The sequence below is a fragment of the Sutcliffiella sp. NPDC057660 genome (genome assembly GCF_042800035.1).
Lineage (GTDB): Bacteria > Bacillota > Bacilli > Bacillales > Bacillaceae_I > Sutcliffiella_A.
In genome coordinates, this window is record NZ_JBHVHV010000008.1 from 63,102 (window position 1) to 76,093 (window position 12,992).

At 40.5% G+C, this 12,992-nt stretch carries 10 protein-coding genes and 1 pseudogene; 2 read left to right on the plus strand and 9 right to left on the minus strand.

What is annotated here, in order from left to right:
- Positions 1-64: 64 nt before the first annotated feature.
- The 4 genes and pseudogenes from ACFVAD_RS10560 to ACFVAD_RS10575 form a co-directional block, all read right to left on the minus strand.
- Entirely contained in the window at positions 65-1,297 is a 1,233-nt protein-coding gene (locus ACFVAD_RS10560) for an MFS transporter (RefSeq protein ID WP_386639262.1), read from the minus strand.
- Positions 1,298-1,396: 99 nt separating this feature from the next.
- Positions 1,397-2,497 (minus strand): GerAB/ArcD/ProY family transporter, encoded by a 1,101-nt coding sequence (locus ACFVAD_RS10565; RefSeq protein WP_386639265.1) that lies wholly within the window; start codon positions 2,495-2,497, stop codon positions 1,397-1,399.
- Between the two features lie 20 nt (positions 2,498-2,517).
- Positions 2,518-3,711: a Ger(x)C family spore germination protein gene (locus tag ACFVAD_RS10570; RefSeq protein ID WP_386639268.1), complete on the minus strand. Its 1,194-nt coding sequence runs from the start codon at positions 3,709-3,711 to the stop codon at positions 2,518-2,520.
- Between the two features lie 13 nt (positions 3,712-3,724).
- A pseudogene (locus ACFVAD_RS10575) lies at positions 3,725-5,203 on the minus strand (spore germination protein).
- A gap of 121 nt (positions 5,204-5,324) precedes the next feature.
- On the opposite strand from ACFVAD_RS10575, the gene ltaE reads away from it, so the two are divergent.
- Positions 5,325-6,359 (plus strand): low-specificity L-threonine aldolase, encoded by a 1,035-nt coding sequence (gene ltaE, locus ACFVAD_RS10580; RefSeq protein ID WP_386639271.1) that lies wholly within the window; start codon positions 5,325-5,327, stop codon positions 6,357-6,359.
- 247 nt (positions 6,360-6,606) lie between these two features.
- Here the strand turns inward: ltaE and ACFVAD_RS10585 are convergent, their stop codons facing one another.
- From ACFVAD_RS10585 to ACFVAD_RS10605, 5 genes are all read right to left on the minus strand, one after another.
- Complete coding sequence (locus tag ACFVAD_RS10585; protein WP_386639274.1) at positions 6,607-8,244, minus strand: AMP-binding protein; 1,638 nt, start codon at positions 8,242-8,244, stop codon at positions 6,607-6,609.
- 90 nt (positions 8,245-8,334) lie between these two features.
- Entirely contained in the window at positions 8,335-9,126 is a 792-nt protein-coding gene (locus tag ACFVAD_RS10590) for a hypothetical protein (protein ID WP_386639277.1), read from the minus strand.
- Between the two features lie 392 nt (positions 9,127-9,518).
- The gene (locus tag ACFVAD_RS10595) at positions 9,519-9,986 is read right to left on the minus strand and encodes a spore coat protein (protein WP_386639659.1); all 468 of its coding nucleotides are present in this window, start codon (positions 9,984-9,986) and stop codon (positions 9,519-9,521) included.
- A 34-nt stretch (positions 9,987-10,020) separates the two neighbouring features.
- Positions 10,021-10,224: a hypothetical protein gene (locus ACFVAD_RS10600; protein WP_386639280.1), complete on the minus strand. Its 204-nt coding sequence runs from the start codon at positions 10,222-10,224 to the stop codon at positions 10,021-10,023.
- Between the two features lie 234 nt (positions 10,225-10,458).
- Positions 10,459-11,436 (minus strand): Gfo/Idh/MocA family protein, encoded by a 978-nt coding sequence (locus ACFVAD_RS10605; RefSeq protein WP_386639283.1) that lies wholly within the window; start codon positions 11,434-11,436, stop codon positions 10,459-10,461.
- 377 nt (positions 11,437-11,813) lie between these two features.
- Between ACFVAD_RS10605 and ACFVAD_RS10610 the strand changes: the two genes are divergently transcribed.
- Positions 11,814-12,950, plus strand: a complete 1,137-nt coding sequence (locus tag ACFVAD_RS10610; RefSeq protein ID WP_386639286.1) for a M20 family metallopeptidase — start codon at positions 11,814-11,816, stop codon at positions 12,948-12,950.
- Positions 12,951-12,992: the final 42 nt, after the last annotated feature.

The following is a 12,992-nucleotide window of genomic DNA, read 5'->3' on the forward strand; positions in this document are numbered from 1 at the left end:
ACCTAATTCAATTTATTATCTTTTGGAAATCACTCTACCAGTATAGGGAAGTGACTTCGTTGGGTCAATCTCCATTCATTTCCCGCAACTTTTGATCTGTTGGAAGCAGGAAGGTGAGTAATCCAATCAATGGAAGGCAAGCTGCAAACATGATTGTATTATTTAAACCTATCCAGTCTGCGAGGATACCAAGAACTACTGAACCGACTGCTCCCATTCCAAAAGCGAGGCCGACAATAAGTCCGGATACGAGTCCAATTCTACCAGGGACAAGCTCCTGTGCGTATACAACCGTTACAGAGAAGCTGGAAAGGATGATGAACCCGATGATACCCAATAGTACATAGGAGAGCATCGGACCGGTATAAGGAAGTAGGAAAGCCAACGGTGCAGAACCCAGCATACTTAGGAGGATCATGTTTCTCTTCCCAAAACGATCGGCAAGCGGTCCTCCAAAGAAAGTCCCGACGGCTCCCGTTCCAAGAAAAATGAAAATATAGATCTGGGATTCGGCAATGGACAGTCCATAATTTTTAATCAGATAGAAGGGGTAGAAATTTGTTATTCCTGCATGGAACCAGGAGCGGGCGAATACTAGAAAAATTAATAGAGTAATAGAGAATAGTACAAGCTTTTTCTGTTCCAGCTGTTTGCTGCTGGCAGCTGTTTTTCTCTTAACCGGGGCTTTTACAGCTGATTCAGAAACCTTCATTTTATACCATTTGGCAATATAGAATAATAGAAACACCCCAAGACCGGCAACGAGGGTGAACCATATGGCACCGAATTGCCCGAATGGGACCAATAGAAATGCTGCGATCAGCGGTGCAAGCGCCTGACCGGAATTTCCTCCGACCTGATAGATTGATTGTGCCAATCCCCTCCGGTTCCCTGCAGCCATATAGGCTACCCTCGAACCTTCCGGGTGGAACGTGGCAGAGCCTATCCCGATAAACATGACTGAGATGATGATGAGCCAGAATGTAGGCGCAAGTGCAAGGCCTATAATCCCAATAAAGGAAAAGATCAGACCTATTGGAAGAGCGTAGGGCGAAGGTCGTTTATCTGTATATAATCCGACTACAGGCTGAATCAAGGAAGAGGTTGCATTTAAAGCGAATCCAATCAGGCCGATTTGCGTAAATGTCAGTCCCATTGAACTTTCCAGCACCGGAAACAAAGCAGGGACAACCGATTGGATGGCATCATTCAAAAGGTGTACCAGGCCGATGATGAATAGGATGGAATAGACTGTTTTGTTTTCTTCTTTAGGTAAAGAGATTTTTTGAGCTAACATATCGAATACTCCCTTTGCGCTGAACTATGATTATCATAGCATGACATTTTGTGCAAAAGGTATCGTTTTTTACGGATTTCGAAATAATTTTCGTTTCTATTAAGAACCAAGGAACCTGTTGCTTTTACTTTTTATCGCGGTAAGTGCCAATATAATAAGTGGAATGATAAATTGGAAAGGGATATGTAGATATACCGGGACGATTTTTAGGCCGATGTACAGGTGTTCCGGCATGTCTTCGGCAATGTAAAAGGTTGCAATATAGACGGATAATGCTATTAGAAAGATGATGAACTTTTCCTGCAAGAATGGGAAAGTGTATGAAACGCCTTTAATACCAGCGATAAAGAATATAGACATTTTTACAAAGCCTACAATAATAAAAGAAAAAGCTGTCAGAAGCTCCAAATGCTGAATGACTCCGAGGAATTCAATCATTTCAATAGCTTTCACCAGGGGAAAAGTATAAAGAGAAGATACCTTTGCCCCTAAAATGGCAATGATGATTTCTGTTATAGAAATTAGAATCAACCCACAGAGTACGACGGAGATCCAACCACGTTTCATCCATTTTTTTCTGTCGTTTATAAATGGGAATATCACCAAAAACACTACCATTTCTCCATAAGGGAAGGTGATATATTTAATCCAGTTCGTTAGTTGAATTACCTCAAGATCAATAAAAGGGCGGATATTTTCAACCATTATAATTCCTGATAGGAAAGAGAATAAAATTATCAATATAATAAGAAATAATGAAATGGCAAATAATAGTTCCGAAGTCCTGGCCACTGCTTCCAGACCCAATGTGGCTGCATAGCCAATCAGACAGATGAATACAAAAGAAATGATCCCGTGATCAGCATTGTAAAAGAAAATATGGCTGACAAAATAGATGAAATCCTTCATTACACGAGTTCCTATATAGAGAAAATAAAAGCTGTATAGAAGAAGTGAGATTTTACCTAGCAGCTTTCCAAAGGCGATTTCCAATAGTTGATGGAATTCGGGCCAGCCATTTCTTTGTAGAATATACGTATAAAAGAAAAAAAGGAAGATACCAAACAAGGACGCACCTGTATTGATGACCCATGCGTTTTCTTCTGCTTCCAGGTTTAGCCCCAATACAACGGATGAACCAAGAAGGAAAAGGGTCAGTAATGTAAATGCCTGAGTTATTGATATTTTTGTTGTATTCATTGGCCTCATCCTTATTTTAGCTATTCTAGCGACGATGCGTCTCCCGTTTTTGTAACAGATATATCCACTACTACTTCAAATGGAGTCTCCGGATAAATGGAAAACCATTCCTTTTCAATTTTACGCCATTTTTTCGGCTCAGATAGATAAAGTTCTTTTCCGATTCCGATATAATCAAGCTCTTCAGATTGACTCTTTTGGATGAGGATGGTTATGTTATCTTTTACTTGATCCGATAACTGCTTTCTAAACTTCTCTAGATTTGGATGGGTAAACGAATCCTTACATTCGGATTCGATTATTCTCCCATCTACTTTGACATCAACCGTTATTTTTGGAGAATTCTTGTTCCATCTTACGTTAAATGAAGTTTTGGATTTTTTAATAAAATATGAAAAAAATCCATCTCCTTGTGGACAGCCGGCTTCAATGGATCCACCCTTGATATTATTCATCAAGAATAATAGACTTTGGCTTTCCTCATTACTAAGATAATCCACCAGTTTATCATTTTTAAAATAAGACATCCCATCAATAGTGATTCTAGATGCAGGTTGATAAGTCTCAATATTTTCCTTTGTCATTCCAATTTCATCATCTCCAACAATTCTTAAATATGGAATCACATTATTGACAACAGGATAATTCAAAAGGAGATTTTTCACCCTGTTTGGATATACCGGTATGGCAAAGGAGGAGTAGTTTTTAATATTTTCAATCATGTCCACAATCCTTTGCGAAGATACTTTTTGGAAGGGAGTAAACATCGCGAGGATATTATGTGCTGAAGTGTCTTTGCTGACAAAAAACATGGTGTTGGAGGAGATGCTCTGCTCCATGAATAGATAATTTACGACATCATTAATCCCCCTTGATTTAGCAAGCGCTTCACTTACAAGGATCACTTTGACGTCATCGAGGAAAATGAATCTTGAAAAGGATGTGTGTATTTTCTGAATAGCTTCGGTAATCGTACGCCCACTCTCCTGATAGAGGATAAATCCAAGTTGGCTTGTAGAACTGTTTTTTATGGCGGTGGAATCGATTGCTTGTATCGTCACCAATAATTCCTCATCCTTTATATCAACAGCAATAGCAGAAATAATGATCAGGTTTTTGATAAGGGAATCTTCTGCATTTTTCCCGACAATGAAGCATGAACCTAATAAAAAAATTGTTGTAGCGATAGATAGCCAGTTTCTTTTCCACATCATCGATGATCAGCCTCTACTTTTTTTTCATTGGATCTTCTTTCAATTCTGATTTTGAATTGTTTACTATGTATTGCATGGGCAGCCGGAATACTGTATCCTTCTGATCCTGCATTTGAAAAGGCGCAAGTGGTGATAGATAGGGTACGCCAAATGAACGGAGAGAACTGAGATGAAGCAGCAACACAATCAGGCCAACCAATATTCCGTAGAGTCCCAAGAGTGTTCCAAGCACAATGAAGCGCATGGTTAATCGCTTATAGACCCTGGCAAGGCTATAAATTGGAACTAAAGTGGACATGACGTAGGAGGCACTGAGTACCACAAGAGTGGCAGGCTGAACGAGCTGTGCTTCCACTGCTTGCTGCCCAAGGGTAATAGACGCGAAGACAGTTACAGTCAAGACAACTCCAGATGGGAGCCTCTGGGACCCTTCGGTAATGATGATGATAAGCCAGATAAATACCAATACTTCCACAATAGTAGGAAAGGGAACAACTTCCCTTTGAGCTATAAGACCAATCAGAAGGCTTGTTGGAATCAAACCAGGATGATATAGGGTAAACGATATGTAAAGACCAGGCAATAGTATTGCTAACAAATAAAAGATAAATCTCGCAGCTCTTTTCGTTTGAATAGTTCTATTTAGAATGTAATAGTCGTCAGGTGATTGAAAGAACTGTATGAATACAGATGGCAAGGTAAGGACAAAAGGTGTCCCATCTACAACGATGGCAATTTTTCCACTTAGTACCTCTGCACTTACTACATCGGGACGATCGGTTGTTATGGTCAATGGGAACATGGAGGTTGTCTCATCTGTCAATGATTCTTCCAGGTAGTTCACATCCAGTACCACAGGAATATTTATTTTGTTTATTTTTCTTCTTACCGTTTCCAGCACTTCTTTGTCCACTTTTCCTTCTAGATAGACAAGAGTTATTGACGTTTTGACATAAGGATTACTTATCTTTTCTATTCGGAGATAGGAATCTTTTATTGTCTTACGAATTAAAGCAGTATTGTATTCCAAAGATTCATTGAATCCGATGTCAGGACCAGTTGAAGTCCTTTGCGCTTTTGGTTCGGGAGCACTTCATTCTGGCCAGGAAGCCGTATCTGCAAGAAGACACGAAATTTCTCCATCTACAAATATCGCCGTTTTACCGTCCAAAATTCCTTTAATAACAGATGTAACCTCAGTTACTACTTCCACTTTTACACTATTAATCACTTGTAATCGAAGATAATCGATAATGAAACCTTTATAACTCTCTTTATCAACCTTAAATAGGGATAGGGGTGTTAAAATATGCTTTTCTATTTTATCAGTATCATTTATTCCATCAATATACAGGAGGTGTGCTTTGGTATTAATGTGTGGCAGCATTAATTCTCTTTCTGACAAATCAGAACTATTCCCAAACAATCTTTTAATCAAAGGTATATTTTCTGCATTAGAATCAGATAACTGATCTTTAGATTCTGTCGACATTTTCCAACCTCTTTACCATGGATATTTCATAATAATAACTTGCCAGAAAGCCAATAAAATTATTCAATAAAGAGATAAATAACTTAGGGACAGGTCCCTTGTCCCAGATGGAGGAAAATTAATGATAGACCTAAGAAGTGATACCATTACAAGACCGACAGAAGAAATGAGGAAGGCTGCGTATGAAGCGGAAGTGGGGGATGATGTGTATGGTGAAGACCCTACTGTTCGCAGATTGGAAGAGAAAGCGGCTGAAATGCTGGGGAAGGAAGCGGCGCTGTTTGTTACAAGCGGTACACAAGGGAATCAGATTGCTGTTCTTACTCACTGCCGTCCAGGTAATGAAATATTGCTGGAGGCTGATTCTCACATTTTCTATTATGAATCGGGGGCTGTGGCAGCGTTGGCTGGGGTTCAAACAAGAACAATCAAAGGGATAAACGGGGCAATGAATCCTGAAGATGTGCTCGCAGCCATCAGGGGAGAGGACCAGCACTTTCCTGAAACGGGTTTGATTTGCATAGAAAATACTCATAACCGTGCTGGTGGGGCTATTGTTCCTGCATCCAATATGAAAGATATCTATCGGCATGCAAAGGCTCACCATATCCCAGTGCATGTGGACGGGGCGAGGCTGTTTAATGCAGCAGCTGGTGCAAATTGTTCGATTAAGGAATTTACCCAGTACAGTGATACAGTGCAGATCTGCCTTTCGAAAGGGCTTGGTGCACCAGTCGGTTCCATACTAGCAGGTTCGGAGGAATTCATAAAAAGAGCCAGAAAGTGGAGAAAACGTTTAGGTGGCGGTTTAAGACAGGTCGGAATCATTGCTGCTCCTGGATTAGTAGCGTTGACTAAAATGACGGACAGACTTTCCGAGGATCATGAAAATGCGAGGTTTATGGCTGATGCAATTGGAGAGATTGAAGGTATGGCTATATCCAACACAGTGGACACCAATATCGTTGTCTTGGAAGTGGGCGGCCTTGGATGTTCTGCAGACAAGTTTGTAGCTGCATTGAAAGATAAAGGAGTCCTCGCCGTAACGTTCGGGCCTACTCAGGTGAGATTGACAACACATTATGATGTGAGCCGGGCTGATTTGGAGAAAGCTGTTGGTGCGATTATTGATGTAAGCAAAGTGATTAAGATATAGGGAGAACGGGGAGGGCCACATGGTGGTACTCCCTTTTACTACTCTTCTAGCGATTTTGCAAATTCTTCTAGTTTTTATTCCACACCCCTATATTCAATCCACCCAGAGATTTAATAAAACGTAAGGTCGCTTTTCAAAAGCCACTAATGGACTGCTCCTAGAGAAACACGCGCAAAAAGGTCAATAGAACGCAGCTAATGGACTTCTAATAAGCAAACTCTGGGCAGCCTCCAACACTATAAAAAGTTTACTTCACAAGCTCCCGCATTGCATATTCCTTCAACTTGAACTTCTGTATTTTCCCGGACGCTGTCATCGGATACTCTTCTACTATTTCTACATAGTACGGAATTTTAAAGCGCGATATTTTCCCAGTGCAATAGTTTTTTACTTCCTCAGCGGAGAGATGTTCGCCTTCTTTCACCTTGATGAAGGCGGCAACATGCTCGCCGAACTTTTCGTCGGGAACACCAACAATCTGGACATCAAAAATCTTGGGATGCGTGTAGAGAAACTCTTCAATTTCACGAGGATAGATATTTTCCCCACCACGGATGATCATGTCCTTCAACCGGCCAGTAATCTGGATATATCCCTCGTCATCCATTGTGGCGAGGTCTCCTGTATGAAGCCACGAATCCGAGTCAATTGCGGAGAGTGTCTGTTCCTCCATTTTGTAATAGCCCTTCATCACCAAATATCCTCTAGTACAAAGCTCCCCTTGAACACCGTTTGGAACGGTTTCTCCCGTTGTGGGATCGATGATCTTCACCTCTACATTTTCCAGGGCGCTACCCACAGTGGAAACTCTTCGTTCAATGCTATCATCAGGTCTGGTTTGTGTAATAACTGGTGATGCTTCTGTCTGTCCGTAGGCTATCGTGATTTCCCGAGCCCCCATTTCATGGACCACTTTTTTCATTACCTCTGTTGGGCAGGTGGAGCCGGCCATGATGCCGGTTCGTAAGCTCGAGAGGTCATAGTCGTGGAACTGGGGATGGTTCAGCTCGGCTATGAACATGGTCGGAACGCCGTAAAGAGCTGTACATTTTTCCTGTTCCACCGCCTTTAGAACAAGCAAAGGGTCAAATGTGACGAGAGGAACCATTGTTGCACCGGTTGCGACCGCTGCAAGAGTACCCATCACACAGCCGAAGCAATGGAAGAAAGGGACAGGGATGCAGATCTTATCCGCATCTGTCAGGCGCTGGCATTCTGCGACATTGATGGCATTATTGATTATATTAGAGTGGGTGAGCATGACTCCTTTTGGAAAACCGGTTGTACCTGATGTATATTGCATGTTGATCACTTCATCAGGCGTGAGGCTTTGCTGAATTTCCTGTAAGGCTTCATCTGAAATTTCAGTCCCTGCTCGCAATAAATGATGCCATGTGTACATCCCAGTCTGCTGCTCGTCCCCCAGGAAGACGATATTTTTCAGTTTCGGAAACCGTGAAGATGACAGATCGCCCGGAAGTTGCTCCGTAACCTCAGGACAGATTTCTTTGAATATATCGAGATAGTTGGCCCCCTTGAATTCTTCCATGAGTAGGAGGGTAGTAGAATCGGATTGTTTCAGGAGGTATTCGAGTTCCTGGGATTGGTAGCTTGTATTAACAGTTACAAGTACGGCTCCGATCTTTGCACTGGCATATTGGGTAATGACCCATTCCGGTTTATTGGATGCCCAGATGGCTATGTGATCACCTTTTTTCACTCCCATCCCCATAAGACCTTTTGCTACGGTATTGCATACATCCTGGAACTCTCGATATGTATAGCGAAGGTTCTGTTCTACATAGACGACAGCTTCCTTGGTCGGAAATTTTTCTGCAGTTTCATCCAATAGATCTCCAATTGTTTTATGTACGATTTCTGCCATTTGAAATACCTCCATTTTCTATGATACTTAAATATTAGTATGAATGTTCTGAAAAATCAATTTAAAAAGGGACAGCTGCTTACAAAGCAGCTAATCCTTTTTGATTTCTTCGTTTTCTTCAAGGGGTTCATCCTTTTGCTGAGGAAGCCTGTGTATGAGGCGTTTTTCCTTAGGGTTCAACAGATTTCCCAAAAAGAAGAGCGTTTGTTTATATTTTATTTCAAAATAATCGATAGCAGTTTCAATTTTTCCTATCATAGCTTCTCTGAGACTATCCATTTTATTCTCGATCTGCTTTGTATTAGCATCCTGTTTATCCATGCGCTGGATGACTGTCTGGTGGAACATATCCTGTATTTCCAATTGCCGATTTATTTGATCGTAAAAGACTTCCTGTTCAATCATTTTTTGCTGTATGTCTTTGTACAACTTTTCATAATTTTCCAGTTTGTTGTGAATTTCCCGTGTCAAATCCTCTTGAAAGGAAAGCTGGTCAATGGTTACCTGACTCATTAACTTTTCTTCCTCAAGCGTTTTGCTTACTTCTCTGTTCGATATTTCAAGACTCTTTAACCGCTCCAAGACTTCTTTATTGTTAAGATCATTCAAATGGACTTCATTTTTAAGATGATCACTTACTTCCTGCTGCATATCCATTTTCAACAGGATATTTTCAAATTGGTGTACTTGATTTGAATTAGTTTTTTCTAATTCATTATGCACATCTGTTACTGAATGGAAAAGTATATCGTTGGTTTGCGCCTGCATTGCCAATAGCTCCATCAAGTAGCTTTTTCTTAGAATACTCTGATTGCTCATGTTTATATTTGAATGGAGATATAACTTCGGGATAGGTTGTTCTTGCACTTCCTCGTTCATCATTACACTCCCAGTAAGTAGTTTTAGATATCATATGAAAAATCGGGATAAATGCTCATTAAGTTCTTGAAACTGGGCATTTTTCCTATTTAAAGCCTGTACAAAAAACGCATCCAATTTATAGATGGTTGCTCCGTATAAATCATTGGCCAATAAATATTCGATTTTCTTGCCAACCAATAGATAGCCAATAGCAAAATGAAGAAGGCCCCCTCTACGGGCCTTCTTGAATAGTGATTTTCCTGGTGTGGTTTGTATTTAAAAGGATGGTGCAAATGTCGATCGTTAAAAAATTCCTATATAAGAGGCTATAGGCGGTAGCCTCCTATGAAATGAAGAGGGTGAAGATAGGTGGGTGGTACAGGTGGCGGTGTATAATATTTCTGGATCCTGGTTTACAGAATGTCTACTCTTACTACTAGAGCCAGTAGAATTTGAAGCAGCAATTGAATGTTGATGACGATATCAGTGTCAGTAGTTGTTACTCTAACACCGCGTGAATTTTGAATATACGTTTGTTGATGGTTGACTTGAACAGACTTGGATTTTTGTAAAAGTTCTTGAGTGATTTGTTCCGCTTTTGTACTATCTGCAATGGATACGCTGATTACTAGTACAATTGCAGCCTGGATTGCAGCTTGTAAAGAAAGGGCAACTTGTGTATCAGTAGTTGTAACCTCTACATCTGCAGAATCCTTGATAATGATCTGCTCATAAGATTTTTGAATCATTTTGTTTACTTGGTCTGCTTCTTGCTCGATGTCACTGTTGTCCAAAGGGTGTTTACCTCTTGGATCCAATGCACTCCATTTGCTTCCACTATCACAGTGGGAGTCTCTTGTTCCAAACAACCAATTATTCATATTGCTCATTTATAAAATCCCCCATTTTATCCCTTTATTTTTTTTCCTGTTTTTGAAGCTTTTGAAAAGATTCCTGTAAATCCTGAACCAGTTTTTTAATCTGAGATCTTTGCTCGTTTGATAGACTTGACTTATCAAACTTGACATTGTGCTTTTTAAGAATGTTATCCAGTAGAAGATTTGTGCTAGTTTGAGAGAGCTTGGAAATCTCATTTTGCATATCATTGCGATCTACCATTTACACACCTCCTTTTCCTACCTCACCACATACTATGTGAGAAAAGATAAAAAGACTGGACAAACATCCTCTATCAAACGACCATTTTTACAATTTTTAATAGAAAGGGCGGCATTTTACTAGAAAGAGAAATAGGTAGGGAAGAAAGGTAGAGTTTAAATGGGGAAATAAAACTCAATAGAAAAAAGACAGGAAAATTCCCTTTTCCTGTCTTTTGTAATTGCCATATTCAATTTAATCGGCAATGTATTTCAATCCGATCTGCTTTCTCACTTCATCTAAAGTTCTGTGCGTATAAAGGGAATTGGCAAAACTGTTCGTGGAAGATTCCAATTGACCATTCTCCACAAGGTTTATGAATTCTGCCGCTTCATAATACATGGATTTTGCTTTTTGCGTGACTGTTATGTCTTCTGATGTACCATCTTTGAAGAAAATCTGCACCTTTTCTGGTGTATGTATCTTGTCAATGACCATGGTTCCATCTTCGCCCTGAATTTCAGCAGGGAGGTATGAGTTGACAATCTTGGAGTGTGTGATGACTGCCTCCATCCCTGGATATTCGAAAAGGACGCTGCCTTGACCGTCTACTCCCGAATCAAGCATCACCGCATTAGCTTTAATGGTAGAGGGTGCACCGAAAAGTGCGATCATCGGGTAAATGGTATAAATGCCGATATCCATCAAAGAACCATTGGAAAACTCAGGTCTGAAAGCATTGAGAATGACACCTTCTTTATATTTATCATAACGGGAAGAGTACTGACAGTAGCTTGCAGAATATCTTCTGATTTTACCGATTTTATGCAAGTTGTCCCTAATGGTTAAGAAATTTGGCAGAAAGGTTGTTTTTAGTGCCTCCATTAGCAGTACATTCTTTTCCTTTGCAACCTGTACCATTTCCATAAGCTCACTAGCATTGGATGCAATCGGTTTTTCACAGAGTACATGCTTGTTGTTTTCCATACAGATAATGCTCTGCTCCTTATGAAGGGAATTCGGACTTGCGATGTAAACTGCGTCAATTTCGGGACTGCCAGCAAATTCATGCAGGTCGGTATAGATATGTTCTACTCCAAATTTGGCCGCAAACTCCTCGGCACGGTCTAATGTACGTGAATAAACGGCAGTCAAAGTGAAACCGTCCACTTCGCTTGCAGCTTCAATAAAGCTCTCTGTAATCCAGTTGGTTCCAATTATTCCAAATCGCATATGTAACGACTCCTTTATGTAACGTGTTGGTACAATCTTATAATAAAAATAGAAATTTAACAAAAAAAGAAGACACCGTTGAAGGTGTCTTCTTTGCGTATTGAGGCGATAATCTGCATGACCACATTCATGCATTGCTACAAGTAGCGCGAATATCGACTTACACAATTCAGCTCATCGCCAAATAAATATAACACATCAGTAAAAGGAACTCAAGTTTTAATTTGTTTGCTTTCTAAATTTACTACGTTTAAACTTTTGAAAATAATAGAATAAATGAAATATAGGATATTATGCTCATATTAGCGCTATAATGGTATTAGAGAAGAGATGAAAAACTATTAATTTGTGCAAATCAAGTCAGGAGCGATTGGAAAATGCGTCAGTTTTTAATGGAAAAACAAGATGAAATGCTAGAACTGCTAGAAAGAATGGTAAATATCGATAGTGGTTCCTATCACAAGGAAGGGGTGGATGAGATCGGGGCAATTCTCATGAAGGAATATCGGGACATGGGTTTTGCGGTACAAGAAATCAAACAAGAGGAATATGGTAACCACTTAATCATCCAACACCCACTAGCCAAAAACCCCAAAACAATTATCATAGCCCACATGGATACTGTATTTCCGGAGGGTACCGCAGAGAACCGCCCTTTTCAAATTAGAGATAACCGCGCATATGGACCTGGTGTAATTGATATGAAAGCCAGTCAAGTGGCGGTTTTATATGCTATGAGAGCCCTGATTAAGTTTCATTCAAAAGCCTATCAGGATGTAATGATTGTACTGAATAGCGATGAGGAAATCGGCTCGCCATCCTCCAAAGAGCTGATAGAGAATAAAGCGGCTGGAAAGAAATACGCTTTAGTGATGGAGCCTGCCAGAAAAGATGGCTCTGTTGTTACATCCAGAAGGGGAAAAGGCCACTATACCATCAGTGTAAAGGGGAGAGCGGCCCATTCGGGAATCGAACCGGAAAAAGGACGAAGTGCAATTGAAGAGCTTGCATACAAAATTATCCGCCTGCACGATTTGACTGATCATGAGAAGGGAATCAGTGTCAATGTGGGATTGATTGAAGGGGGATCTTCGGTTAATACCGTTTCAGATACTGCCATGGCAGAAGTGGATATTCGCATTTCAGAAAAAGAACAAGCAAAACCTATGGAAGAAAAAATACAAACCATTTGTGCGTCAACCGATGTAAAAGGTACGGAAATCCATTTGGAAGGAAAGATGAACCGCCTCCCTATGGAGAAAAATGCCCAAACCACCTCCTTGCTCCATATGATAGAAGATGTTGGTGTTGGGATGGGTCTGAAAGTGAAGGATACCTCAACTGGAGGCGGCTCTGATGCCTCCTTTACATCAGCAATGGGAGTGGCAACCATCGATGGCATGGGCCCGGTTGGCGGTAATGCCCACAGTGATGCGGAATACCTGGAGATACCATCTCTCATAGAACGGATAGAACTCCTTGCAAAAACAATAAATAAGCTTTCAGAAGAATAAGTAAAGGCGTCTCTTTAAAAAGAGGCGTCTTTTTTAAAAAAT